We start from the raw sequence: 24,934 nt of genomic DNA on the forward strand, positions 1-24,934 counted from the left end.
CTGACGGCCGGGGCTCCTATTGCCCGCTGCCGGGCGGCAATTCGCGCTGGGCGCGCTGATCGAGTTCAGGCTGATGCCGGCCCGGGATCGCGCCCTGCTGCGGAGCGGCCGGCAGCGGGTAGCCCGGCTCGACCACCTGACCGTGGGGGAGCGCGGAGTACGACGGGTAGTGGGCGTACGGCTGATCCACCACCGCCGAGGCGACGCGATGCGCCTGCACGTGCTGCGGCGCTCCCGGCGGCAGCTGATAGCCGTACTGCGGCGGGGCGTACCCCTGCTGCGGATACTGCTGCGGCTGCGCCGAATCCGCGGAATCCACCGTCACCTTGCGGGTGCGGCGCAGCGTGAAGGTGATCTCCTCCGCCTCCTCGAACGCCTGCCGCACGGTGCGCAGCGGATGGGTCGCCGTGTCGATGGCATTGGCCACGAACGAGGGGACCAGCGGCCGGATCCAGCGGGCCGCGGTATCGGTGAACGGGACCGTGCCGATGATCGGAAGCTCCAGTCCGCCACCCTTGTTCGCCGGGGCCGGGGCGGCCTGCGGGGTGACGGGGGCGAGCGCGCCGCCGGGCGGCAGTGGGGCCACGGCCCCCGAGGTGAGCTGGGCGGGCAGGTTGGGCGACTGGGTCAATGTCCCCTCCGGAAGTTCGTGTCGGGCGGCGCTGTCGAATTCGGCGACCGCCCGTTGCTGAGCGGGTTCGGTGATGCCGATCTCGAGATTGCCGATGGCGGCGATGATGCGGGTGCGCTGCCGTTCCCGATCGATGGCGGTATCGGCGTGCGCGGCCAGCCGCGCGGCGGTGAGTTGCTGTTCGGCGCGCAGCTTTTCGGTCTCCACCCGCACCTCCGCCTGGGTGACGGCGATGGCGGTGGTGGCGGCCTGGTCGATGCGGCCGGTCTCGGTGCGGACCGCGACGGTGCGGTCGAAGGCCGTCTCACCCCGCCACCGGCGCAACAGCACGGGCAGCAGGATCAGCACGACCATGAGCAGGTCGATGGCCACCCGCAGCGCGAGCGAGCCGAAATGCGCTGTGGTGTAGTCGTTCATGGCCACCCAGCGCGCGCCCAGCCCGCGATCGCCCGCCGTGTAGGCGTCCCGGCGGGCGGTGGCGAGGGCCTTGTCCTTGGCGTTGACCGCAGCGTCGAGCCCGTCCACCTTGCCCTGGGCGGCCGTGAGCCGGGTGCGCGCGTCGTCGAGCATCTGATTGGCGGTGCGCTCCTCGGGACCGCGCCCGGGCACCCCGGTGCGCGGGACGCCCGCGCAGTCCTGGTCCGGATTGTATTCGCAGCGCGCGATTTTCAGCGCGCTGTCGACATCGGTCTTCGCGGTGGTGAGCTGCTGGTCGAGGGCGGTGCGGTCGGCCTTGGCGGCGTCGAGTTCGGTGCGCGCGGTGACCACGGCGGGCGCGGATTCCACGGCGCGCTGGGCGGATTCGTCGAGTTGGCGGGCGATGGTGCCGGAGAACAGTACGGTGCAGGCCAATTCGGCCACCAGCACACCGGCGGCCACGGCCACGGCGAGGCGACCGGCGAATTCGGCTGTGGCCCGGCGGTTCCGGTCCGGGGTGGCCGCCGTGGCCAGCGCGCGGGCGAGGGCTCCGCCCAACACCGTGGCGATGAGCGCGACCACCACGACCGCCGCCACCGGCCAGTGCGCGGCCCCGGTCGCGGCCGCCGCGATCACCCCCGACACGACCCCGACCAGCGCGACCACCGCGCCGCTGACCGTATAACCCCCGCGTTCATCCGGATCGGTGAGCCGCGGCTGCGCCCCGCCCAGCCAGACCAGCAGTGCTCCGAGTCCGGCGGTTCTCTCCGTCATGAGAGCTCACATCCCTCGAGTCCCCGTGAATCGGCTGCTCGCCGCGTAATCGAACCGAACCGTCGCTGATTCGTTGTCTCAGCGTGACAGGCGCGGCGGCGTTCCATCGACCGCGGCGGCTGGGATGTGGCCAGCCTCACACCGGCGCGCTTCCGGCATGTGACGTGGTGTTGATCACGCGCGGACCGGCTCCGACGGCCGCCGAATCGGGGTCGAAGATCGAATCTTCGGTTTGCTGAACGTGTGCTGAATCCCACAGTCAGGAAAAATTCCGTACGGTCGGCAGGCTTCCGGGCCATCTCCGCCGGGCGGCCGCCGCGGTGGCGGAACTTGTCCGGCGGAAAACCGATCGAATGCCCGGTTTGCCGGATCCCCCTGTGGGGAAATCTGTTTCATTGCAGGTGGGAGGCCGTCCGGAGCTGCGCTGGACTGCTCGGCCGGTACCCGAGCGCCCCCGCGATGCAGTGGTGAACTCAACTGAAACGCACGTGCATCCCTGCTTTACACTGGACCACGCGCGTGTGATGGAGGACCGATGAAAAGGCCCAGCTAGAAGCTGGAATTAGCGCAACCTAAGTTGGTTGGGCTCCAGTCCTGACTTATCGTTTGCTCTTACGCCGAACCACACAATTCGGCTTATCTCCCCATACGGTCAGAGGCCCGATCGGCGCTCAGCCTAGCGGGCGAGTACGGCGCGGTGTGTAGCGAACGCGTAAGAGTTCCGTTACCACCGAGCACCCGACTAGGTAATCGAAGCGGGTCGACAACTGCAAAGTTGACTGCACGGAGTGACCATCAGCGCCGCTGGTCTCCGAAACGTCCGGGCGCAGTCCCTACCGGAGGCGTTCGACGAAGGCCCTTATTTCTTCGAAGGCCTGTTTTTTGTGAAGGCAGAGGCATGACGCAACTTCCTGGCCACGGGTCCCCCGCCGGCGGTGCCGGCTACGGTCACCGTTCCATCGGGCTCTATGACCCGGCGAACGAACACGACGCATGTGGCGTCGCATTCGTCGTCGACATGCACGGCCGCCGCAGCCGCGACATCGTCGACAAGGCTATTACGGCATTGCTGAACCTGGAGCACCGTGGCGCGGCCGGCGCCGAGCCCAATTCGGGTGACGGCGCGGGCATCCTGATCCAGCTCCCGGACAAGTTCTTCCGCGCGATCGTCGACTTCGAGCTGCCCGCCGAAGGTTCGTACGCCACCGGTATCGCGTTCCTTCCGCAGGCCCGCCGCGAGGCTGCCCGCGCCGGTTACGGCGTCGAGAAGATCGTGCGCGAGGAGGGCCTCGAGGTCCTCGGCTGGCGTGAGGTCCCGATCGACGACTCGTCGCTGGGCGCGCTCTCGCGCGATGCCATGCCGACCTTCCGGCAGATCTTCATCGCCTCGCCCAAGGACGGCGCCGAGCAGCTCTCGGGCATGGACCTGGAGCGCCGCGCCTACGTCATCCGCAAGCGCATCGAGCACGAGCTCGGCAAGGCCGGCGCCGGTGAAGGCGCGACCGGCAAGGAGTCGGTGTACTTCCCGAGCCTGTCTGGCGAGACCTTCGTCTACAAGGGCATGTTCACCACGCCGCAGCTGCGCGCGTTCTACCTCGATCTGCAGGACGAGCGGGTCGAGTCGGCGCTGGGCATCGTGCACTCGCGCTTCTCCACCAACACCTTCCCGTCGTGGCCGCTGGCGCACCCCTTCCGGCGCGTCGCCCACAACGGCGAGATCAACACCGTCTCCGGCAACGAGAACTGGATGCGGGCGCGTGAGGCGCTGCTGAACTCCAACGTGTTCGGCACCGACTCCGAGGGCAACAACCGCCTGGAGAAGATCTTCCCGGTCTGCACCCCGGGCGCCTCGGACACCGCGCGTTTCGACGAGGTGCTCGAGCTGCTGCACCTGGGCGGCCGCAGCCTGCCGCACGCCGTGCTCATGATGATTCCGGAGGCGTGGGAGCGCCACGAGTCCATGACCCCGGAGCAGCGCGCGTTCTACCGCTACCACTCCTTCCTCATGGAGCCCTGGGACGGCCCGGCCTCGGTGTGCTTCACCGACGGCACGGTCGTCGGCGCGGTGCTGGACCGAAACGGCTTGCGCCCCGGCCGCATCTGGGTCACCGAGGACGGTCTGGTCGTGCTGGCGTCGGAGGTCGGCGTGCTCGACATCGACCCGGCCAAGGTCGTCTACAAGAAGCGCCTGCAGCCCGGCCACATGTTCCTGGTCGACACCTCGCAGGGCCGCATCATCTCCGATGACGAGGTCAAGCAGTCGCTGGCGACCGAGTTCCCGTACCAGCAGTGGCTGGACGAGGGCCCGACCAAGCTCAGCGATCTGCCCGACCGCCCGCACGTGCACATGTCGCACGATCGCGTGCTGATCCGCCAGCAGATCTTCGGATACACCACCGAGGAGCTGAACCTGCTGGTCTCGCCGATGGCGCAGACCGGTGGCGAGGCGCTCGGCTCGATGGGCACCGACACCCCGATCGCGGTGCTGTCGTCGCGGCCGCGGCTGCTGTTCGACTACTTCTCGCAGCTGTTCGCGCAGGTCACCAACCCGCCGCTGGACGCCATCCGCGAAGAGGTCGTGACCTCGCTGCGCAGCATGGTCGGCCCGGAGGCGGATCTGCTCAACCCGGGACCGGAGTCCTGTCGGCAGATCACCCTGACCCAGCCGATCCTGGACAACGACGAGCTGTCCAAGCTCGTCCACATCAACGACGACGGTTCGCGTCCCGACCTGCGTTCGGTCGTGGTGCACGGCCTGTACCCGGTGAAGAAGGGCGGCAAGGGGCTGCGCAAGGCCATCGAGGCCGTGCAGCGCCAGGTGTCGGCCGCGATCGACGGCGGCGCGCGCATCATCGTGCTGTCGGACCGCGAGTCCAACGAGAAGCTGGCTCCGATCCCGTCGCTGCTGCTGACCGCCGCGGTGCACCATCACCTGGTCCGCGAGCGCACCCGCACCAAGGTCGGCCTGGTCATCGAGGCCGGTGACGCCCGCGAGGTGCACCACATGGCCATGCTGGTCGGCTTCGGCGCGGCGGCCATCAACCCGTACATGGCCTTCGAGTCCATCGAGGACATGCTCGAGCGCGGCGCGCTGCAGATGCCGGGCAGCACCGGCGATCACGCGGCCGATTTCAAGAAGGCCGTCTACAACTACAACAAGGCGGCCGGCAAGGGCGTGCTGAAGGTGATGTCCAAGATGGGCATCTCCACCATCGCCTCCTACCGGGGCGCGCAGCTGTTCCAGGTCGTCGGCCTGGCGCAGGAGCTCGTCGACGAGTACTTCACCGGGCTGCGTTCGCCGCTGGACGGCATCGGCCTCGACGACATCGCCGACGAGGTCGCGCAGCGGCACCGGATCGCGTTCCTGGAGAACCGCAACGAGCGCGCGCACCGCGAGCTCGAGATCGGCGGCGAGTACCAGTGGCGGCGTGAGGGCGAATACCACCTGTTCAACCCGGACACGGTGTTCAAGCTGCAGCACGCCACCCGCTCGGGCCAGTACAAGGTCTTCAAGGAGTACACCAAGCTCGTCGACGATCAGTCCGAGCGCCTGGCGTCGCTGCGCGGCCTGTTCAAGTTCAAGTCGCAAGGCCGCCACCCGATTTCGATCGACGAGGTCGAGCCGGCGTCGGAGATCGTGAAGCGCTTCTCGACCGGTGCGATGAGCTACGGCTCCATCTCGGCCGAGGCGCACGAGACCCTGGCCGTGGCGATGAACCGCCTGGGCGGTCGCTCGAATTCCGGTGAGGGCGGCGAGCATCCGGCGCGCTTCGAGCCGGAGGAGAACGGCGACTGGCGGCGGTCCGCGATCAAGCAGGTGGCCTCGGGTCGCTTCGGTGTGACCGCGCACTACCTGACCAACTGCACCGACATCCAGATCAAGATGGCGCAGGGCGCCAAGCCCGGTGAGGGCGGCCAGCTTCCGGCCCACAAGGTGTACCCGTGGGTCGCCGAGGTCCGGCACTCCACCCCGGGCGTCGGCCTGATCTCGCCGCCGCCGCACCACGACATCTACTCGATCGAGGATCTGGCGCAGCTGATCCACGACCTGAAGAACGCGAACCCGCAGGCGCGGATTCACGTGAAACTTGTCGCGGAGCCGGGCGTCGGCACGGTCGCCGCGGGTGTGTCCAAGGCACACGCCGACGTGGTCCTGATCTCGGGTCACGACGGTGGCACCGGCGCTTCCCCGCTGACCTCGCTCAAGCACGCGGGCGGTCCCTGGGAGCTCGGCCTGGCCGAGACCCAGCAGACCCTGCTGCTCAACGGTCTGCGCGATCGCATCGTGGTGCAGGTGGACGGTCAGATGAAGACCGGTCGCGACGTCATGATCGCCGCGCTGCTGGGCGCCGAGGAGTACGGTTTCGCGACCGCTCCGCTGGTGGTCTCGGGCTGCATCATGATGCGCGTGTGCCACCTCGACACCTGCCCGGTCGGCGTCGCGACCCAGAACCCCGTGCTGCGTGAGCGTTTCACCGGCAAGCCGGAGTTCGTCGAGAACTTCATGCTCTACATCGCCGAAGAGGTGCGCGAGCTGCTGGCGTCGCTGGGTCTGCGGACCCTGGACGAGGCCATCGGCCGGGTCGACCTGCTCGACACCACCGCGGCCAAGTCGCATTGGAAGGCGGCCAAGCTCGACCTGTCGCCGATCCTGGACGACGTCGAGACCGCGTTCATGATGCAGGATCGCCGCCGCACCAAGAGCCAGGACCACGGCCTGGACAAGGCGCTGGACAACCAGCTCATCGCCGAGGCGGCGGACGCGCTGGAGCGGGGCAAGCCGGTCAAGATCGAAACCAAGATCACCAACGTGAACCGCACGGTCGGCACCATGCTCGGCCACGAGGTCACCAAGCTCTACGGCGGAGTCGGCCTGCCGGACAACACCATCGACATCACGTTCACCGGTTCCGCCGGTAACTCGTTCGGTGCGTTCGTCCCGGCCGGTATCACGCTGCGGGTCTTCGGCGACGCCAACGACTATGTGGGCAAGGGCCTTTCGGGCGGCCGCATCATCGTGCGCCCGTCGGCCGACGCGCCCGCGGAGTACGTGGCGGAGCAGAACATCATCGCGGGCAACGTGATCCTGTTCGGCGCGACCTCGGGTCAGGCGTTCATTCGCGGTGTCGCGGGCGAGCGCTTCAGCGTCCGCAACTCCGGCGCCACCGCGGTGGTCGAGGGTGTGGGCGACCACGCCTGCGAGTACATGACCGGTGGCCGCGTGGTCATCCTCGGCGAGACCGGCCGCAACTTCGGCGCCGGCATGTCGGGCGGTGTCGCCTACGTCTACAACCCGAACGGCACCTTCGAGGCCAACCTCAACACCGAACTGGTCGACCTCGAGCAGCTCTCAGCCGAGGACGTCCAGGCGCTGAAGGACATCGTCGAGCAGCACCGCGCCGAGACCGGTTCGGCTGTCGCGGAACGCATCCTGGGCGACTGGGCCCAGCAGGTGACCAAGTTCGCGAAGGTCATGCCGCGCGACTACAAGAAGGTCCTGATCGCGATCTCCGAGGCCGAGAAGGCCGGCCGGAACGTGGACGAAGCCATCATGGAGGCGGCTCGTGGCTGACCTCACCTACCCGGTGCGACGCTGCACCTCTGTTTTTTCGCGCGCGCAGCGCTGTAGTCAGGAGTACGTAAATGGGTGACGCACAAGGCTTCCTGAAGCACACCAGCCGGGAACTGCCGAAGCGCCGTCCGGTTCCGCTTCGCCTGCTCGACTGGAAAGAGGTCTACGAGGAGAAGTTCTCCCACGAGACCCTGCAGCGCCAGGCCAGCCGTTGCATGGACTGCGGTATTCCGTTCTGCCACAACGGCTGCCCGCTCGGGAACCTGATTCCCGAGTGGAACGACCTGGTGTACAAGGGCGCGTGGAAGGAAGGCTTCGACCGCCTGCACGCGACCAACAACTTCCCGGAGTTCACCGGCCGACTGTGCCCGGCTCCGTGTGAGGCGTCCTGCGTCCTGGGCATCAACCAGGACGCGGTGACCATCAAGCAGGTCGAGGTCGAGATCATCGAGAACGGTTTCGACGAGGGCTGGGTCACCCCGGTCTACCCGACCCGTCTCACCGGCAAGCGCGTCGCGGTGGTCGGTTCCGGCCCCGCGGGCCTGGCCGCCGCCCAGCAGCTGACCCGGGCCGGCCACACCGTGACGGTGTTCGAGCGCGACGACCGCATCGGCGGCCTGCTGCGCTACGGCATCCCGGAATTCAAGATGGAGAAGCGCTTCATCGACCGCCGGCTGGCGCAGATGGAGGCCGAGGGCACCATCTTCAAGACCGGCGTGAACGTGGGCGTCGACATCACCGCCGCGCAGCTGCGCGAGCAGTTCGACGCGGTGGTGCTGGCCGGTGGCGCGACCATCGCGCGTGATCTGCCGATCCCGGGCCGCGATCTGGACGGCATCCACCAGGCCATGGAGTTCCTGCCGCTGGCCAACCGGGTGCAGCTGGGCGACCCGATCACCGACGAGGACGGCCTGCCGCGCATCAACGCGCGCGGCAAGAAGGTCGTCATCATCGGCGGCGGCGACACCGGCGCGGACTGCCTGGGCACCTCGCACCGGCAGGGCGCGGCGTCGATCCACCAGTTCGAGATCATGCCGCGTCCGCCGGAGGAGCGTGCCACCTCGACCCCGTGGCCGACCTACCCGCTGATGTACCGCGTCTCCTCGGCGCACGAGGAGGGCGGCGAGCGCGTGTTCTCCGTCAACACCGAGCGTTTCGTCGGTGCGGACGGCAAGGTCACCGGCCTGCAGGCGCACGAGGTGACCATGGTCAACGGTCGTTTCGAGAAGGTCGAGGGCACCGACTTCACCCTCGAGGCCGATCTGGTGCTGCTGGCCATGGGCTTCGTTGGGCCGCAGAAGAACGGTCTGCTCGAGGGTCTGGGCGTGGGCTACGACCAGCGCGGCAATGTCATGCGCGACAAGGATTGGGCCACCACGGTTCCCGGCGTCTTCGTCGCCGGTGACATGGGCCGTGGTCAGTCGCTCATCGTGTGGGCCATCGCGGAGGGTCGCGCCGCGGCCGCCGCGGTGGACAAGTACCTGGAGGGTGAGACGGCGCTGCCGTCCCCGATCACCCCGACCATGGTCGCCCAGCGCTGAGTCGACGCGCGTCGCGGTAATCGAAAAGCGCCCCCGGACTTCGGTCCCGGGGCGCTTTTTCATGCCGCAATTGAATGTGAAATGTTTACTAGTCAGTAGCTTCGAGCAGTTTGCGCAAACCCTGGACAGGGGACCAGTTACACCTGTTTACTTACTCCCCGTGTGGAGTCCACCACCGAGTCGCCCGCAGCGCTCGGAAAGTATGGATCGGTCCCGGAGGATGTCGGGACATCGTGGAGGAAAGAATGTTCCGTAATCGCCGCGCGGCCGCAATCGCGACTTCTGGCGCAATGGTTCTCGCCGGAATGGGCGCCATCACCGCCGTGGAAACCGGCGTCGCGTCCGCCGATGCCACCTGCTCCATCAGCTCGCACGCCGAGAAGAAGGACGTCAGCACGCTCGGCATCACCATGACCTACGACAAGTCGGTGAACCTGGACTCGATCGGCGTCGGCACCACCGCCACCTACAAGATCGTCGTGGGCACCACGGGCATCGGAAACCCGTACGTCAACACCATCACCGACTATCCGCCGGCCGGCTTCAGCGTGGTCAGCGCCTCGGTCACCGCGTACCACCTGGCCGGCGGCCAGCGCACCGAGGACGTCACCCCCGAACCCAACGCCGGCGGCTTCAAGGTCACCAGCCCGGGCTGGTTCGTGAACTCCGGCAACCCGGTCACCTACACCGTCACCTACCGGGTGCCCACCAACCTCTCCAACGGTCAGCAGGTCACCAGCGGTGGCATCGGCGTCGCCGGCACCGTCGGCGTCAGCAACGAATTGCCCAATCTGACCGCCTGTTTCACCGCCCGCCCGAACACCGTCGGCGAATCCGCCCTGGGCAGCCTGAACAACAACGGCCTCGGTTCGGCCGACGGGCAGACCAGCTCCACCGGTTCGATCAGCGACATCATCGCGAACGCGATCAAGAAGTACATCGGCAGCTGAGCACGACCGGGCCGATCGGACGATGAGGACACCCATGCGCACGCGAAAGTCACCGGCACGCAGTGTGATCGCGGGGCTGGCGTGCGCGCTGGCCCTGTCCGCACCGGCGACACTCACCACGGCCGCGGCCGCACCCACGGAGTCGCCGGCCGCGAATGCCGCGGGCGCGCATCTGGTTTCGATCGATCGGCCCGGACAGCGGCAGGAGGAGTTCGAGGTCTATTCGGCCGCGATGGACCGGGTGATCCCGGTCCAGGTCCTCACCGCGTTCGACAACAGCGTGCCGCGGCCGACGCTGTATCTGCTGAATGGCGCGGGCGGCGGCGAGGACGCGGCGACGTGGTATCGGCAAACCGATGTCGTGCAATTCTTCTCCGACAAGAACGTGAATGTGGTATCGCCGGTCGGCGGTAAATTCTCGTATTACACCGACTGGCAACAGGATGACCCGGTGCTGGGCCGCCAGAAATGGGAGACCTTTCTTACCGCGGAACTCCCGCCGATTATCGACAAGGCGCTCGGCACTTCCGGCGCGAACGCGATCGCGGGCGTCTCCATGTCCGCGACCTCGGCCTTGAATCTGGCCGTGCTGGCGCCGGATCTGTATCGGGCGGTGGCCGCCTACAGCGGCTGCGCCTCCACCGCGGACGACAACAGCCGCAAATACATTCAGATGGTGCTGGACCGCGGCGATGCCGACTCCCGCAATATGTGGGGCCCGCCCGGCGATCCGGACTGGGTCAGGCACGACGCGGTGATCAATGCGGAGGCGTTGCGCGGCAAGGCGTTGTTCATCTCCAACTCGACCGGTCTGCCCGGCCCGCTCGACACCCTGGAGGCGCCGTCCATCGCCGGACGGCCGGCGTCGCTGGCCAACCAGCTCGTGCTGGGCGGGATCATCGAGGCTGCGACCAACGGGTGCACGCATCGGCTGGCGGATCGGCTGGGCGCGTTGGGTATTCCCGCGCAGGTCGAATTCCGGCCCGCGGGTACGCATTCGTGGCCGTACTGGCAGGACGCGCTGCATCGATCGTGGCCGCTGCTCGAGGCGGCCCTGCAGGGGTGACCCCGGATGCCGCCGCGGCCATGGACATTCGCGGTCGGATGTCAGATATCGACGGCCGAAATCGGACGTGTTCCCCGACTCGCCTGGCAGAGCTGAAAAGCCCCCTTTATGCTTGTCGGCGGTGTGTCGTTGATCTCGTCATGCGGCCTGTTTCAGGCCTGTCATACGGGGCAGTAACTCGGGTTAACCCACAGTGCACCGGACTGTCATCCGGCGACCGCACCATGTCGGTAATCGGGACGGGAAAGTTGTCCCGGCACAAGCGTGAACTGGAGCAGTAGGTGCGGTTGAAGAATGTTGTCGCGGCTGCCGGCGCAGCGGCGAGTGTGCTCATGTCGGGAATCGTGCTGGGCAGCGCGCCCGCTACCGCCGATCCGGGAGCCGGATGCCCGAGCTTCTATACGGTGGCGGTGCCGGGCACCTGGGAAACCGGGCACGACAAGGATCCCAAGCCCGGCATGCTGGCCGGGGTGACCAATGGTTTGCCGGGTGAGGTCGACTACGTCACCTACGCGGCCACCGCCCTACCGTGGGAGGGCGCCGTCTACGCCGCCTCCAAGAAGGAAGCCGTCGACAATGCCCGCGGCCTGGTCCAGGACATGGGCGCGCGCTGCCCGGGCACCAAGATCGCCATCACCGGCTACAGCCAGGGCGCCGATGCCGCCGGCGATCTCGCCGCCGAGATCGGCACCGGGCACGGCGTGGTGCCGCCGGATCGCATTGCCGCGGTGGCCCTGATCTCCGATCCGAGTCGCTCGCCCCTCGACGCCCAGATCGGCCCGATCGCGCCCGGTGCGGGTGCGGGCGGTCCGCGCGCGGGCGGCTTCGGCTGGCTCAGCGACAAGGTCCGTACCGTGTGCGCCATCGGCGATCTGTACTGCTCCACCGAGCAGACCGACTTCGTCACCCGATTCGCCGGCTTCCTGGCGCAGGCCAGCAACCCGAACAACTTCAACCCGTGGCAGGCCCAGCTGCAGCTCGGGTCCATCGTCAACGACCTGATGGCCCAGGGCGGTCTGCCCACGCTGCAGGCGCAGTTGGCGGAGGGCGCCGACAGCGAGTACGCCCATCAGCTCGAGCAGTTCTACCGCAGCGGCACCCACACCAGCTATGGCGGCTACGGGGTCGGGGGCGGTCAGACCGCGCTGACCGCCATGCACAACTGGATCGCCAGCAACGTGTAAAGGCGACCGCCGCAACGACAAAGGCCGCTCCCCCTGCGGGAGCGGCCTTTTCGTATCCCTGAATCGGTGCGGTGCGCTACCGCCGGATCAGAACGACCCGGTCGAGGGCAGCGGCACGCCGGGCAAACCCGGCAGGGCCGGCGCCGGGGCGTTGTTGTCCCAGCCGTTGCCGTTCCAGCCGTTGTCGTTGTCGCCGTTGCCGTTCCAGCCGTCACCGTCGTGGTGATGGTGGTGGTGATGCCACTGGCCGTCGATCGGCTGAGCGGCCACGGGGGCATTGTCCTCGGGGGTCGCGGCGTTCGCGGGCAGCGCGATCACGGCGAGCGGGATGGCGGCCAGGGCGCCGGCGGCGGCCAGGCGCAGGGCGAGGCGACGACGGGGCGTGGTGATGGCGGACATCGGGGAGCCTTTCTGTCGGGATCGTGCGCCGCGAGGGGAGCGGCGCACGAGTACCCATGGAAGTGCCCGGCCCTTGGAGCCCTGTGGGATCGCGCTGGGAGTCCGCTGAGCGTCCAGGCCCGCGGACGCTGAGCGTCTAGGTCCGCGGACGCTGGGCGCGCGGTAGCAGATCCCAGACGTGCCCGTTCTCGTTGACGGTGGCGACCGTGCGCGAGCCGGTGCGGGAGTACAGGATTCGGGTGATCGAGCAGTAGTCGATGGGGAAGGTCAGCGGTCGGGCCAGACCCAGCACGTCCTGCAGCAGCACGTTGATCACCCCGCCGTGCGCGAAGACCACGACGGTGTCGGCCGGATCGGCGGCCGCCACGATCTCCTCGACGGCCGCGCGCACCCGGGCGACGAAGGCCGCGCCGTCGATCTGCTCGGGCAGGTATCCGGCCTTGATGCGGGCGTAGGTCTCGCGGAATTCCTGCTGCGCGTCCTCGATCGGGATGTACATCGGCAGGTCGCGATCGTATTCGGCCAGCCCGTCGCGGATTTCGAGGTCGAGCCCGAGTTTCTCCGCGGTGGGCCGGGCGGTTTCGCGGGCCCGCAGCTGCGGGCTGCTCACCACGCGGGCGATGCGGTGGTGGGCCAGCGCGGCCGGCATCCGCCCGGCCTGTTCGACGCCGACGGCGGTGAGATCCGGGTCGGCCGGGCCGGAGGATCCCAGCAGGCGTTGCGGCTGGGCATGGCGGACGAGGATCAACTGCACATCCCCACTCTGCCGTACCCCGCCCTCAGTTCGCCTGCCGGGGCGCGGGCTAGCGGTTGCGGCGCTTCGTCATCAGATAGACGCCGCCGAGCACGACGGCCACGATCAGGATGCAGCACACCGCCGCGAAGCCCCAGAAGCCGAAGCCGCCGCGCCGGCTGCTGCGCCGGGCCGCGCTGTCGAGCGCGGCGTTCCAGGTGTCCGGGTGGGTCCACACGTGGTGGTCCAGCAGTGTCGCCTGGGTCATCAGGTCTACGTAGTGCATGCGATCCCCAATCGGTACGGGCGCGGGTGCCGCCCAGCCGACTCCCAGATTAAATCGGACGCTCGGCCGGGGCCATCGGGGTTGTCCCGGGTATTACCGCGAATCCGACGGCAGATTGCGCGGTTTCACGAGCGGGAACGGCAGCGTTTCGCGGATGCTGCGCCCGATGAGCAGCATGACCACCCGGTCCACGCCGACGCCGAGGCCGCCGGTGGGCGGCATGGCGTGTTCGAGGGCCTGCAGGAAGTCCTCGTCGAGTTCCATGGCCTCCGGGTCGCCGCCGGCGGCGAGCATGGACTGTTCGGTGAGGCGGCGGCGCTGTTCCACCGGATCGGTCAATTCGCTGTAGGCGGTGGCCAATTCGACGCCCCAGGCCACCAGGTCCCAGCGTTCGGTGACGCCCGCGATGCTGCGGTGCGCGCGGGTGAGCGGGGACACGGAGGTGGGGAAGTCGATGTAGAAGGTGGGCGCCTGGGTGGCGGACTCCACCAGGTGCTCGTACATCTCGAGCACGAGCTGGCCCGCGTCCCAGCCCAATTGGAACGGCACGCCCGCCTTCTCGCACAGCAGCCGCAGCCGTTCGGTGTCGGTCTCGGGGGTGATGGTCTCGCCGATGGCGTCGGAGACGGCGCCGTGCACGGTCTTGACCGGCCAGTCGCCGGAGATGTCGAATTCGGTGACGGTCCCGTCGGGTCCGGGCCGCAGCGCCACCATCTTGCCGTTGGCGGCCACCGCCGCCTCCTGGATGAGCTGGCGGCAGGCGTGCATCATCCGTTCGTAATCGCTGTGCGCCTCATAGGCTTCCAGGATGGTGAACTCCGGATTGTGGCTGTAGTCGACGCCCTCGTTGCGGAAGACGCGGCCCAGTTCGAACACCTTCTCCATACCGCCCACGCACAGTTTCTTGAGGTAGAGCTCCGGGGCGATGCGCAGGTACAGGTCGAGGTCGTAGGCATTGATGTGGGTGGTGAACGGGGTGGCGTTGGCGCCGCCGTGCACCTGCTGCAGCACGGGCGTCTCCACCTCGAGGAAACCCCAGCCGTGCAACGTGTCTCGCAGCGAGCGCACCACGGCGCTGCGTTTGGTCATCACCTCGCGCATGTCGGTGTTGATGGCCATGTCGACGTACCGTTGCCGCACACGCGCTTCCGGATCCGACAGGCCCTTCCACTTGTCCGGCAGCGGGTGCAGGCATTTGCCGATCATCCGCCAGTCCTGGGCGAACAGCGACAGTTCGCCGCGGCGGCTGCGCCCGATCTGCCCGCTCACCTCCAGCAGGTCGCCGAGGTCGAAGTAGGCGGTGAAGTCCTCACTGCGGTCCGCGCCGACCCGGCCGCGGTCGATGAGCAGCTGAATATCGCCGGACCAGTCGCGCAGCACCGCGAAGATGACGCCGCCGTAATCGCGAATCCGCAACAGCCGCCCGCAGACTCGCACGGTGGTGCCCTGCGGGCAGCCGCGCGCGGCGGCCACGGTGTGGGTGGGCGGATACGCGACCGGGTAGGCCTCGACGCCGGACCGCTGCAGCTTCTCCAGCTTGTCCATGCGCACCCGCACCTGCTCGGGGCGGCGCGGGCCGCTCTCCTCGAGCTCCTCGGGCGGCAGATCGGGCAGGCTGCCGTCGGCGTGCAGCCCGGTGATGGTGTCGGGCACCGACGAGCGCAGACCGGTGTGCGCGGAGGCGTCGTGGTCGCGGCCGAAGCGGGGCAGGAAGCCCTCGGCGAGAGCGGAGGCGATGGCGACGCGCACCAGATGGCGGCGTTCCTCGAACAGCGAGAACCGCGGCACCCATTCGGGCTGGTACTTCACGTTCGAGCGGTAGAGCGCCTCCAGCTGATACCAGCGGGAGAAGAACATGAGCACGCCGCGCCACAGCCGCAGCACCGGCCCGGCGCCGATGCGGCCGCCCTCCTCGAAGACCGCGCGGAAGACCGCGAAGTTCAACGAGATTCGGGTGATGCCGTACTGGTCGGAGTTCAGCGCCAGCCGCGAGATCATGAGTTCCATCAGCCCGTTGGGGCCGGTGCGGTCGCGGCGCATGAGATCCAGGGAGACGCCGGTGCGGCCCCACGGGACCAGCGACAGCATGCCGAGCACCTGCCCGTTGGGCGCGACCGCCTCGACCAGCAGGCAGTCGCCGTCGAGGGGGTCGCCGAGCCGGTCGAGCGCCATGGAGAAGCCGCGTTCGGTCTCGGTGTCGCGCCAGGCGTTGGCGCGCCGCATGACGTCCTGCATCTCCTCGGCGGAGATCTCCTTGTGCCGGCGCACCCGCACGACGATGCCCTGCTTGCTGAGCCGGTTGGCGGCCTGGCGCACCTGCTTCATGTCCGGCCCGGCCAGCGAGAAGGTGCGGGTCTCCAGGATGGCCTCGTCACCGAGGCGCAGCGCCGAGAGCCCGGCCCGGCGGTAGGCGGTGGCGCCGAGCTCGCTGGCGCCCATCACCGCTGGGGCCCAACCGTATTGGTCGGCCAGCCGCAGCCAGGCGTCGATGGCCTGCCCCCAGGCTTCCTTCTGCCCGATGGGGTCGCCCGAGGCCAGGCATACGCCCAGTTCGACGCGATAGGTGACGGCCGCCTTGCCGCTGGGCGCGAAGACGACGGCCTTGTCGCGGCGGGTGGCGAAGTAGCCCAGCGAGTCCTCGACGTCGGAGCGGGCCAGCAGGCCGCGGATGGCGGATTCGTCGAGCCCGGTGAGCGCGTTGGAGGAGCGCTGCGAGCGGAACAGCGTGATCACCGCGGCCAGCAGCGCGATGGCGCCGAACAGGCCCAGCAGCAGGTTCACCGGATGCGGTGCGTGCCCGTCGAAGTCGTCGTTGGAGACCAGGATCGCGCCGGTCACCCGGGATACCGCCCACAGGGCGCGCTCGGTGTGATCGGGCAGGCTGCCGGGGAACAGTTCGACCAGACCCCAGCCGACCAGGCAGCCCAGGGTGAGGCCGCCGACCAGCACGCCGAGGGCGCGCCAGACCGCGCCGCTCTGCACGTGCGTGTAGAACTCCGACCAGGAGGCGATCAGGATGCCGATGACGGCGAGGTGAATGACCAGCGCCACCGAGGCATTGAGGTCGCCGGAGTCGGCGAAGTCGAGGGCGTTGGCGAGCGCGAAGGCCGCCATGTAGCCGATCAGCAGCCACCAGGCGATGCGTTTGCGGCTGGCGGTCGCGCCCGCGAGCAGGCCCACCACCAGGGCCCACACCAGCGAGGTGTCGGGGGCGTCGAAGTAATAGGTGTCGACGAAATGGCGTAGGCCCGAGGTCAGGAAGCGCAGGCCGGGCGAGATGCTCCAGGCGAAGCAGAGCACGGAGTAGACGCCGAGGACGGTGCCGGCGAGGTGCGGGAGCTCGCGCAGCCGGCCGTGCCCGCGATGCGGCACCTCCGGCGACCGCGGCTCCGGTCTCTGGTCGGAGTCGTGGTGCGGCCGGTCCTGCGTGGAAGTCACCGCACCAGTGTGAATGTTGCCGTTGCCCATGTGCACTCAGAACCCGGTTCGTGTCTCGTCGGCGCGGTGCGCCGGGTGGTGACAGACGCGGTGCGCCCGCTGGTGGTGGCTCGCGCGTGGCGGCCGGGGGTGGGGGCGGCGTTTGGTCTCGGAGCGGCCGCGGGTGAGGATGTACCCCATGTCGGATCCAGTCGATGTCCCGATCGAGGACGATGTCATTCGACTCGGCCAGTTCCTGAAGCTGGCGAACCTCATCGATTCCGGTTCGGAAGCCAAAATGGTGATCGCCCAGGGCCTGGTACGTGTCAACGACGAGGTGGAGCTGCGCCGCGGGCGGCAGCTACACGCCGGGGATGTGGTGGCGTTGGCCGGGCACAAGGTCCGGGTCACCAGCGGCTGATGGCACACGGTTCCCCATTCTCGGGGTAGCCGGCCCGCAGCCGCTGGGAGGTTCCCGAGAGTCGTCTCAGTCTTCGCTGCGGACGACGACGCCATCGTGGTCGCTGTAGAGCATGTCGCCGGGCACGAAGGTGACCCCGCCGAACTCGACCGGCACATCCTTCTCGGCGTTGCCTTCCTTCTGGGTGCTCTTGCGCGGGTTGGTGCCCAGCGCCTTGAGCCCGATGGGCAGGGTGCGCAGGATCGCCGAGTCGCGCACCGCGCCGTTGACGACGACCCCGGCCCAGCCGTTGTCGACGCCGCGACCGGCGATGATGTCGCCGACCAGGGCGGTGTGCACGCTGCCGCCGCCGTCGACGACCAGCACCCGCCCCTCGCCGGGCTCCCCGAGCGTCTGCTTGACCAGCAGGTTGTCCTGAAAGGTCTTGATGGTCACGATGCGGCCGGAGAAGACCTCGTGGCCGCCGAACTGAATGAACTGGGTGTCGCAGCTGCGGATCTCGGGACCGATCTCGTCGGCTAGGTCGGCAGTGGCGATGGCCTGTGCTTGCGGAATGTCATTGGCTGATTCGGTCACGAGAACTATCTTGTCAGGGCGAATATCCGCAAGTCACGGGCGGTGCGGTTGCGGTAGGCGGTGTACGCCTCGGTGGTCTGCTCGAACCGCTGGAAGATCGCCTGCTTGTGTTCCTCGTCGGTGACCAAGGTCGCAGTGACCGGAATCCGCTGTCCGGCAATGGCGACCTCGGCGGCCGGGTTGGCGAGCAGGTTCGCGGTCCAGGCGGGGTGATGGGCCTGGCCGAAATTGGAGCCGATCACGTACAGCGTGTCCCCGTCGTGGACGTACAGCAGCGGGGTGGTGCGCGGCTGCCCGGATTTGCGCCCGATGGTGGTGACCAGGATGACCGGCGCCCCGATCGGGCCGAGCACCGTGTATTTGCCGTCGGTGCGCTCGAGCACCTTGCGGTCGAGCGGGGTCAGCTTGCGAATGACCAGCGAGCCGAGCTTGGTGGCGGCGAACGGGCTGGCCACTCGCGACAGGAAGTTGGTGCGGGAACCCCAGATCCGTTCTGGGAACTGCTCACTGCTCATAACGCGACTCTAATGCCACGCTCACCGGGGCGTTCGGTGATGAGCGATGCGCTCCGCGCTCGCCGCGCGATCTATCCAGCAGAACCAATCAACCGTGCAGTCGGGTTTGCGGGCGCATACTGACGGCACCCGAGGAGTCCGGATCGGGAGGGGACATGAAGGTGGAGCCGGCCATCGACTCGGGCGCCGTCGACGAGACCCGCACCCTGCTGGCGTCCGCCCTCGCCGCCTTCACCGCCGCCTGGGAGGCCCACGGCACGCCGCCGCGGCTGGCCGAATTCCTACCGCTCGGCCCGCAGGTGCGGCGGCTGGCGCTGATCGAACTGATCAAGGTGGATCTGGAGTACCGCTGGATCCGCTACGACTTTCCCAAGCGGCTGGCCGACTATCGCGCCGAGTTCGACGAATTGCGTTCCGGCCCACTGCCACCCGATCTGGCGTACGAGGAGTTCCACGCGCTGCGCCGCTCCGGCGCGGCCGTCCACGCGGTCGATGTGAGCGGTTATCCGACGGAGGCCGCCGCGACTGCGTGGGCCGCCACCGAATGGGGCACCGCCGCCGCCGACTGGGCCGACCGCGACTACCGCAGCACCCTGATCGCGCGCCCGCGGGCGCAGCACGCGCTCGAGGGCATCGAGGTCGGTGATCGCCTCGACGATTTCGATCTCCTGGTGGAACTGGGCGCCGGAGCCTTCGCCCGGGTCTTCCTGGCCCGGCAGCGCTCCATGCAACGCCTGGTGGCGGTGAAGATCTCGCAGAATCACGGCACCGAATCCGAGACCCTGGCCCAGCTCGACCACGAGCACATCGTGCGCGTCTTCGACCAGCGGCTGCTGGCCGAACAGGAGCTGAAACTGCTGTACATGCAGTATCTTCCGGGCGGCACGCTGGCGAAGGTGCTGGCGCTGGCGCGTTCTCGCGAACCGGATCGGCGCGACGGCGGACTGCTGCTGGAAGCGGTCGACGCGGCCATGCGCGACAAGGGCGGACTGGTGGCGGGGGAGTCGCCGACCCGGACCGCCATGCCCGAGCGCAGCTGGCCGGAGACGGTCGCGTGGCTGGGCGCCCGGCTGGCCCGCGCCCTCGACTACGCCGCGAACAACGGTGTGCTGCACCGCGACATCAAGCCCGCCAATGTCCTGCTGACGGCCGACGGCAGCCCGAAGCTGGCCGACTTCAACATCAGTTTCAGCCTGCACGTGGCCGGGACCAGCCCGCTGGCCTACTTCGGCGGCTCGCTGGCCTACATGTCGCCCGAGCAGCTCGCCGCCTGTCATCCCCAATTGCCGCAGAGCGCAGAGGAACTCGACGGCCGCAGCGATATCTACGCACTCGGCGTGGTGCTGTGGGAGCTGCTCACCGGCGCCCGCCCCTTCGACGACGAGACCCGCGCGGGCGATTCGGAGTCCTCGCTCGAACGCATGCTGCGGTTGCGCCGCCACGAGATCGACCCCCGCCACCTCGCCGAACTTCCGCCCGACTGCCCGCCCACGCTGCGCCGGGTGTTGCTGAAATGCCTTGCCCCCGAACGCGACGACCGCTGGGCCACCGGTGCGGCGCTGGCCCAGCAGCTGGAGCTGTGCCTGGATCAGCGCGCCCGCGATCTGGTCGATCCGCCGGCCCACAGCTGGCGCGCCCGGGTCGGCCCGTGGTCGCTGGTCGCCCTGATCACGCTGGCCAGCCTGGTCGGCGACGTGCTGGGCATGGCGTATGTCAACCTGCACAACCACGGCCTGTGGGCGCTGTGGTTCTCACCGCAGGAACGCCTGCGGCTCCAGGTGGTCGGGAATCTGCTGGCCCTGACCGCCACACCGGCGGCCATCGTGGTCACCAACTATCTGTGCCGGCGCGCGTTCATCGTGTGGCGCGGGCTGCGGCGCGGCCGCGCCTACGACACCGAGACGTTGTCGCGCGCGCGCCGTGACACGCTCGTCGACGGCGACCGGGTGGCGCTGCTGGCGTTCTGCTGGTGGGTGCTGGCGGCCGCGGTCTCGTCCATCGCGCTGGTCGTCTACACCGGCCTGCCGCCCGGCCGCATCGTGAATCTGATAGCGACCCAGCTGGTCTCGGGTGCGATCTCGGTGGCCTACCCGTTCTTCGTGGTCACCTTCTTCGTGGTGCGCTGCTTCTATCCGCGCCTGCTCACCCACGGCGAGACCGCCGCGGACCGCGACGCCCTGCGCGCCCTGAGCCGCCGCTGCACCCGCTATCTCGCGGTGGCCGTGGCGATTCCCCTCATCGGCGTCATCGCCAGCCTGATCTTCCTGAACGCCCAAGAGGTTTCGCTGGTCCTGATCCCCCTCTACGCCCTGTGCGTGGCGGGCGTACTCGGCTTCCTCGCCGACTACTGGCTCTTCCGCCAAACCGAGGCCGACCTGCGCGCCTTCGAACGCGCGGTCTCGTAATCCGCTGCGGCGGGGGTCGGCGGCTTTGGCGACCCCGGCGGTTCAGGCGTTGGCGCGGGTGGCGTGGAACTCGGCGACCTGGGTGACCAGGTGGTGGGTGGAGCTCTTCACGGCGAGTTTCACGAAGGGTTCGATGGTCTTGCCGAGCAGCTTGCCGGCGAGGCCGCCGGGGACCCGGTAGTCGACGATGGCGTCGATGGTGCAGGCTTCCTCGCCCCGGTCGTGGAACAGGAAGGTGGATTCGATCTCGAAACCCTTGATGGACTTCACCCCGATGGCGTATCCGGGTTCGTGGCGGACGATCTCGATGGTGGAGTGCAGGGTGATCGGGCCGAGCTGAATGGTGCCGTCGAAGGTGGCCCCGACGCCCTCGACCTGCTCGGTCAGCGGCGTGAACGCGCTGATCTCGTTGATGAACTTGGGCAGATGCTGGTAGTCGTCGACGTAGGCGAAGGCCGATTCGGCCGACGCGGCGCAGTCCGCGACGATCTTTACTTCGGTCATGCCGGCAACTGTAACGTGTTCTAGTTTCGTCGGCAGATCTTGTGATGCGCGCCATCTATGAGAAGGGCCACGCGGCGAGCGCGTACTACGCGGTGACGGCCAGCGTTCCGGCCAGCCCGAAGACTAGCGCCATCACCAGCACTTCCACAATCGCGCGCCGCAGGGAATCGTCCGCGGCCATGCGGTGACCGGCCGCCCGCGGCACCCAGGTCCGCCGCCACCACCAGCCCAGCGCGACCAGCGCGCACACCAGCACCGTCTTCGCCAGCAGGATGCGCCCGTACCCGGTGGTCGCCAGCGGCGTGACGCCGCCGATTCGCACCAGCCCGTCGATCACCCCGGTCACCATGACCGTGATCACCAGCGGCAGCGCCCAATTCGAGTACCGAGGCAGCAACACCGCCCATTCGCCGCGGGTGCGCACCGTCAGGGCCAGTGCCAGCAGCACCCCGAACCAGACGGCCGCCGCCAGCGCGTGCAGCGCCGCCAGCACCGACCCGAGGGGCTGCTGCGACATGTGCCCGGTGATCGGCCGCAGCGTCAGCGTGACGGCGGCGAACACCAGCACCAGATCCGGGGTCACCCGGTCCGGATTGCGAAAACCGAAGGCGCTGTAGATCGCCACCACGCCGGTGCCGACCAGCAACGCGATCCCGATCTGCCCGCCGCTCACATGCGCCAGATAGTCGCCGAACTGCGCGGCGCTCAATTGCCCGGCCGGAATGCCTTGCACCTCACCGGCTTCCAGCGCCAGCATGCCGAATTCCAGGGCCGCCCAGAGCGCGGCGAACACGGTGAGCAGCCGCCACCGCGGGGCCAGCCGGTCCGACAGCCGCGGCAGGGCGGCCAGCCCCAGCACGGTCGCACCCGCGCAGTCCGCCACCACCCGGACGGGCGCCTCGACCTGCACAGGGTCGCCGGCAGCCAGGATCCAGGCCAGCGCGGCCCCGTCCAGGGCCAGCGGGATGACCAGCAGCAGTAGCCATTTCGGAGATTTGCTGCCGGTCATCCCTGGCTGACGAGCGGCGCGGTCGGGCCGGTTCACGTGCGCCGCTTGCCCCGTCCGCCGAACAGGGCGAAGGCCAGGCCGCCGCCGAACAGCACGATCGCGCCCACGATGAACACCCACAGCGGCACGCCGCCGCCGGAACCGCCGCCGGAGGTGGCGGCGGCATCCGCCTTCGGGCCCGGAGTTCCGTTGCCCGCCTTGGTGAGTGTGAAGGTGCGCTTACCGCTGACCGGATGCCCGTCGGCGGAGGTGACCCGGTAGGCGACGGTGTATTCGCCGACCGGACCCAGCTCGCCGACCTCGATGCTGATGGTCGGCCCGTCCACCTTCGGCTGGCCCTTGGACCACAGATTGCCGTCCGGCCCGGTCACCGTCATGGACGGGTAGGCGGGCTGCAGGCTCTCGTTGAAGGTGATGCTGGCCGTCGCCGGCGAGGTGTCGAGCTGCGCGCCGTTGGCCGGGCTGGAGCTGACCGGAACCGAGTGCGCGTTCGCGACACCCCCGCCCAGCAGCGCGAAGCCGGCGACGAGCAGACCGGTCACCAGCCCGGTCAGCAGGGTGCGGGTCACGACCGTCGTCCCCGCAGCACACTGCCGAGGCCGAGGGCCGCACCCAGCGCGCCCAGCGCCAGGCCGATGCCGCCGAGCCAGCGGGCGGTGTTGTCGGTGCCCTTGTCGCCCTTGTCGTCCGCGGCGGTGGCGGCCGGCGCGTCGTCATCGCCGCCGGTGCTCTTGGCCAGGGTCAGGCTGGGCGCCGGGTGCTCTGGCTCGCTGCCGTCGGCGTTCATCGGCTGATTCCATTCGACGACCTTGCCGTCGCTGTAGGTCTGGGTGGCGTTGAAGCTCACCTTCTCCTGCTTGGGCAGCGGGCCGACCGACAGCGCGAACCGCTGGAACTGGCCGGGCGCCACGCCCGGGTTGCCCGGGTTGGCGGTCCAGGTGACGGAGGTGATCTCGGCCTGCGCGTTCTTCTCGACGGTGGGCGTCCAGCCGGCGATCGGCTCGGGGCGGGCGCTCTTCAGATTCGGCAGCGCCACCGTGAGTTTGGTGGTCGAGGCGGTGTCGGACTCGTCCGGCACCCGGAAGGTGGCGACGGCGTAGCCGCCCTGGCTGGCGCCGGGGGCGTCGACCACGACGTGGGCGGAGGCGACGCCCGCGCCCAGCAGCAGCAGGCCGGAGCCGGCCACGGTCGTGACGAGGGCACGCGAAACGGAGGTGTGCATGAAAGTTTTGCCTTCTCTGACAAGGGTTACGGGGAGGTAGGGCGAGGGGTTACGCCGTAACCGGTGGCGCGCGCGGACCGGACGCGCCCAGGGCGAGAAGGGCTTTCGGGGCCGGAACCGAGCGCGGACGGCGAGCCCGCGCCGCGACCGGCAGCCCGCGCGGCCGGGTGAGCGCCACCCGGACCGCATGCGAGAGCAGCGCGTAGAGCCGCTCGGCGATCAGGATCAGCAGCGCGCAGCCCAGCGCCGCGACCGTGTGCGCGGCCGCCATCGGGCCGTGCTCGGTGAATTCCATGGCGTGCGCGGCGTTTCCGTGCTGCACCAGCCCGCTCAACGCGAGATGGCACAGCGGCTGCCCGGCCACCATGAGCATCGGCAGCGCCGCGCGCGGCCGGATGGCGGCGGCCACCGCGCCCAGGGCGGCGGTGACCAGCACCAGCATCATCACCCCGGAGGAACCCGGATAGCCGCCGCCCGCGAACCCGTGCGCGCCGACCGCCAGTGCCGCCATCGCGACACCCGCCAGTCCACCGCGCACCGAGCTCATGGGGTACTCAGTTCACGCCGAGACGCGCGAGCACGTCGGCCTCGAGGCCGGAGAGCTCGTTGGAGATGGAGGCGTGCACGGCGCGGCGACGCTGCACCGGCATCTGGGCCGCGGTGCGCACGGCCGCCGACAGACTGTCGAGGCGGTCGCGGCTCGCGGTCACGAACTTCTTGGTCTCGGGATCGGCGTGCTTGCTCTCGATATCCGACAGCGTGGACTCCACGCCCGTGATGCGGGCCTGCAGTTTCGCGCCGGGACCGGAGAACTCGCCGAGCTGATCGAGGCCGACGCCCAACTGCTGTGCGCGCCGGGTGTCGAGCTGCGCGCGCACGAAGGTCGCGCCGCGATAGGCCAGCGGCGCCAGCACCGGCAGCAGCAGCCGGGCCACGCTCAGGTACTTGCGCACCGAGGCGGCGCTGAACGGATCGCGTTCGGCGCGGGCGGCGAGCTTGTTGGCCGCCTTCTCCTCGGCCTGCAGCTTGGCGATCTCGGCCTTGGCGACCTGCTTGTGCGTGCGCGCCTCGATCCGGTTGCGCTTGCGCTCGTTGCGCGCGCCGAGCTTGGCCTCCATACCGGCCTTGTGCTTGAGGGCTTTCGCCTCGGCTCGGCGGCTGACCCGCTTCTTGCGCTTGCCGAACAACCCCATAGATGGCCTCCGTCATGCTGGTTCGCCATGGCAGCACAGGGCCGGGGGGAAACCTGTCCGCCCATGAAACACAGTTTGCGAGTAACCCTAACGGGTGGCCGCGCCACACAGCGAGCGCC

Annotated in this window: 20 protein-coding genes; 7 read left to right on the forward strand and 13 right to left on the reverse strand. The window is 69.0% G+C overall.

Features of this window, described 5'->3' with window-relative positions:
- Positions 1 to 16 precede the first annotated feature (16 nt).
- On the reverse strand, positions 17 to 1,822 hold the full coding sequence (locus D7D52_RS13390; protein ID WP_120736613.1) for a DUF4407 domain-containing protein: 1,806 nt from the start codon (positions 1,820 to 1,822) through the stop codon (positions 17 to 19).
- Between the two features lie 898 nt (positions 1,823 to 2,720).
- On the opposite strand from D7D52_RS13390, the gene gltB reads away from it, so the two are divergent.
- The 5 genes from gltB (at position 2,721) to D7D52_RS13415 (ending at position 12,135) form a co-directional block, all read left to right on the forward strand.
- Positions 2,721 to 7,394 carry a glutamate synthase large subunit gene (gene gltB, locus D7D52_RS13395; RefSeq protein ID WP_120736614.1) on the forward strand — a complete coding sequence of 1,558 codons (4,674 nt, stop codon included), beginning with the start codon at positions 2,721 to 2,723 and terminating at the stop codon, positions 7,392 to 7,394.
- A 71-nt stretch (positions 7,395 to 7,465) separates the two neighbouring features.
- A complete protein-coding gene (locus D7D52_RS13400) occupies positions 7,466 to 8,935 on the forward strand; it encodes a glutamate synthase subunit beta (RefSeq protein WP_120736615.1) in 1,470 nt (489 codons plus the stop codon).
- A gap of 290 nt (positions 8,936 to 9,225) precedes the next feature.
- Positions 9,226 to 9,885 carry a hypothetical protein gene (locus tag D7D52_RS13405; protein WP_246023852.1) on the forward strand — a complete coding sequence of 220 codons (660 nt, stop codon included), beginning with the start codon at positions 9,226 to 9,228 and terminating at the stop codon, positions 9,883 to 9,885.
- Positions 9,886 to 9,919: 34 nt separating this feature from the next.
- Positions 9,920 to 10,951: an alpha/beta hydrolase gene (locus D7D52_RS13410; RefSeq protein WP_120736617.1), complete on the forward strand. Its 1,032-nt coding sequence runs from the start codon at positions 9,920 to 9,922 to the stop codon at positions 10,949 to 10,951.
- 281 nt (positions 10,952 to 11,232) lie between these two features.
- Positions 11,233 to 12,135: a cutinase family protein gene (locus tag D7D52_RS13415; protein ID WP_425464630.1), complete on the forward strand. Its 903-nt coding sequence runs from the start codon at positions 11,233 to 11,235 to the stop codon at positions 12,133 to 12,135.
- 87 nt (positions 12,136 to 12,222) lie between these two features.
- Here the strand turns inward: D7D52_RS13415 and D7D52_RS13420 are convergent, their stop codons facing one another.
- From D7D52_RS13420 to lysX, 4 genes are all read right to left on the reverse strand, one after another.
- On the reverse strand, positions 12,223 to 12,534 hold the full coding sequence (locus D7D52_RS13420) for a hypothetical protein (protein WP_120736618.1): 312 nt from the start codon (positions 12,532 to 12,534) through the stop codon (positions 12,223 to 12,225).
- 136 nt (positions 12,535 to 12,670) lie between these two features.
- Complete coding sequence (locus tag D7D52_RS13425) at positions 12,671 to 13,288, reverse strand: histidine phosphatase family protein (RefSeq protein WP_120736619.1); 618 nt, start codon at positions 13,286 to 13,288, stop codon at positions 12,671 to 12,673.
- Between the two features lie 49 nt (positions 13,289 to 13,337).
- Positions 13,338 to 13,553 (reverse strand): hypothetical protein, encoded by a 216-nt coding sequence (locus tag D7D52_RS13430; protein WP_120736620.1) that lies wholly within the window; start codon positions 13,551 to 13,553, stop codon positions 13,338 to 13,340.
- A 93-nt stretch (positions 13,554 to 13,646) separates the two neighbouring features.
- Positions 13,647 to 17,021, reverse strand: coding sequence for a bifunctional lysylphosphatidylglycerol synthetase/lysine--tRNA ligase LysX (gene lysX, locus D7D52_RS13435; RefSeq protein WP_120736621.1), 3,375 nt, complete (start codon positions 17,019 to 17,021; stop codon positions 13,647 to 13,649).
- Between the two features lie 148 nt (positions 17,022 to 17,169).
- Between lysX and D7D52_RS13440 the strand changes: the two genes are divergently transcribed.
- Complete coding sequence (locus D7D52_RS13440) at positions 17,170 to 17,391, forward strand: RNA-binding S4 domain-containing protein (RefSeq protein ID WP_120744076.1); 222 nt, start codon at positions 17,170 to 17,172, stop codon at positions 17,389 to 17,391.
- A 66-nt stretch (positions 17,392 to 17,457) separates the two neighbouring features.
- On the opposite strand, the gene rraA is transcribed toward D7D52_RS13440, so the two are convergent.
- Positions 17,458 to 17,928 carry a ribonuclease E activity regulator RraA gene (gene rraA / locus D7D52_RS13445; protein WP_120744077.1) on the reverse strand — a complete coding sequence of 157 codons (471 nt, stop codon included), beginning with the start codon at positions 17,926 to 17,928 and terminating at the stop codon, positions 17,458 to 17,460.
- A gap of 44 nt (positions 17,929 to 17,972) precedes the next feature.
- Positions 17,973 to 18,482, reverse strand: a complete 510-nt coding sequence (locus tag D7D52_RS13450; protein WP_120736622.1) for a nitroreductase/quinone reductase family protein — start codon at positions 18,480 to 18,482, stop codon at positions 17,973 to 17,975.
- A gap of 155 nt (positions 18,483 to 18,637) precedes the next feature.
- On the opposite strand from D7D52_RS13450, the gene D7D52_RS13455 reads away from it, so the two are divergent.
- Positions 18,638 to 20,887, forward strand: a complete 2,250-nt coding sequence (locus tag D7D52_RS13455; protein ID WP_120736623.1) for a serine/threonine-protein kinase — start codon at positions 18,638 to 18,640, stop codon at positions 20,885 to 20,887.
- Between the two features lie 42 nt (positions 20,888 to 20,929).
- Here D7D52_RS13455 and D7D52_RS13460 read toward each other — a convergent pair whose 3' ends face one another.
- From D7D52_RS13460 to D7D52_RS13485, 6 genes are all read right to left on the reverse strand, one after another.
- Positions 20,930 to 21,391, reverse strand: coding sequence for an SRPBCC family protein (locus D7D52_RS13460; protein WP_120736624.1), 462 nt, complete (start codon positions 21,389 to 21,391; stop codon positions 20,930 to 20,932).
- Between the two features lie 85 nt (positions 21,392 to 21,476).
- Complete coding sequence (locus D7D52_RS13465) at positions 21,477 to 22,400, reverse strand: copper resistance D family protein (RefSeq protein WP_120736625.1); 924 nt, start codon at positions 22,398 to 22,400, stop codon at positions 21,477 to 21,479.
- A 32-nt stretch (positions 22,401 to 22,432) separates the two neighbouring features.
- Positions 22,433 to 22,969: a copper resistance CopC family protein gene (locus D7D52_RS13470; RefSeq protein ID WP_120736626.1), complete on the reverse strand. Its 537-nt coding sequence runs from the start codon at positions 22,967 to 22,969 to the stop codon at positions 22,433 to 22,435.
- Positions 22,966 to 23,622 carry a YcnI family copper-binding membrane protein gene (locus D7D52_RS13475; RefSeq protein ID WP_120736627.1) on the reverse strand — a complete coding sequence of 219 codons (657 nt, stop codon included), beginning with the start codon at positions 23,620 to 23,622 and terminating at the stop codon, positions 22,966 to 22,968. Before D7D52_RS13475 ends, D7D52_RS13470 begins: the two co-directional genes overlap by 4 nt.
- A 49-nt stretch (positions 23,623 to 23,671) precedes the next feature.
- The gene (locus D7D52_RS13480) at positions 23,672 to 24,169 is read right to left on the reverse strand and encodes a hypothetical protein (RefSeq protein WP_120736628.1); all 498 of its coding nucleotides are present in this window, start codon (positions 24,167 to 24,169) and stop codon (positions 23,672 to 23,674) included.
- A 7-nt stretch (positions 24,170 to 24,176) separates the two neighbouring features.
- A complete protein-coding gene (locus D7D52_RS13485) occupies positions 24,177 to 24,815 on the reverse strand; it encodes a DUF6474 family protein (RefSeq protein ID WP_120736629.1) in 639 nt (212 codons plus the stop codon).
- Positions 24,816 to 24,934 lie beyond the last annotated feature (119 nt).

Source organism: Nocardia yunnanensis (assembly GCF_003626895.1).
In the GTDB taxonomy this organism is placed as follows: domain Bacteria; phylum Actinomycetota; class Actinomycetes; order Mycobacteriales; family Mycobacteriaceae; genus Nocardia; species Nocardia yunnanensis.

Coding starts and splice junctions, on each gene's coding strand:
- lysX (WP_120736621.1), bottom strand. CDS start 17,021: ATGGGCAACGGCAACATTCACACTGGTGCGGTGACTTCCACGCAGGAC.
- D7D52_RS13455 (WP_120736623.1), top strand. CDS start 18,638: ATGAAGGTGGAGCCGGCCATCGACTCGGGCGCCGTCGACGAGACCCGC.
- D7D52_RS13475 (WP_120736627.1), bottom strand. CDS start 23,622: ATGCACACCTCCGTTTCGCGTGCCCTCGTCACGACCGTGGCCGGCTCC.
- D7D52_RS13390 (WP_120736613.1), bottom strand. CDS start 1,822: ATGACGGAGAGAACCGCCGGACTCGGAGCACTGCTGGTCTGGCTGGGC.
- D7D52_RS13420 (WP_120736618.1), bottom strand. CDS start 12,534: ATGTCCGCCATCACCACGCCCCGTCGTCGCCTCGCCCTGCGCCTGGCC.
- D7D52_RS13400 (WP_120736615.1), top strand. CDS start 7,466: ATGGGTGACGCACAAGGCTTCCTGAAGCACACCAGCCGGGAACTGCCG.
- D7D52_RS13405 (WP_246023852.1), top strand. CDS start 9,226: ATGGTTCTCGCCGGAATGGGCGCCATCACCGCCGTGGAAACCGGCGTC.
- D7D52_RS13480 (WP_120736628.1), bottom strand. CDS start 24,169: ATGAGCTCGGTGCGCGGTGGACTGGCGGGTGTCGCGATGGCGGCACTG.
- gltB (WP_120736614.1), top strand. CDS start 2,721: ATGACGCAACTTCCTGGCCACGGGTCCCCCGCCGGCGGTGCCGGCTAC.
- D7D52_RS13450 (WP_120736622.1), bottom strand. CDS start 18,482: ATGAGCAGTGAGCAGTTCCCAGAACGGATCTGGGGTTCCCGCACCAAC.
- D7D52_RS13430 (WP_120736620.1), bottom strand. CDS start 13,553: ATGCACTACGTAGACCTGATGACCCAGGCGACACTGCTGGACCACCAC.
- D7D52_RS13485 (WP_120736629.1), bottom strand. CDS start 24,815: ATGGGGTTGTTCGGCAAGCGCAAGAAGCGGGTCAGCCGCCGAGCCGAG.
- D7D52_RS13465 (WP_120736625.1), bottom strand. CDS start 22,400: ATGACCGGCAGCAAATCTCCGAAATGGCTACTGCTGCTGGTCATCCCG.
- D7D52_RS13440 (WP_120744076.1), top strand. CDS start 17,170: ATGTCGGATCCAGTCGATGTCCCGATCGAGGACGATGTCATTCGACTC.
- D7D52_RS13460 (WP_120736624.1), bottom strand. CDS start 21,391: ATGACCGAAGTAAAGATCGTCGCGGACTGCGCCGCGTCGGCCGAATCG.
- D7D52_RS13410 (WP_120736617.1), top strand. CDS start 9,920: ATGCGCACGCGAAAGTCACCGGCACGCAGTGTGATCGCGGGGCTGGCG.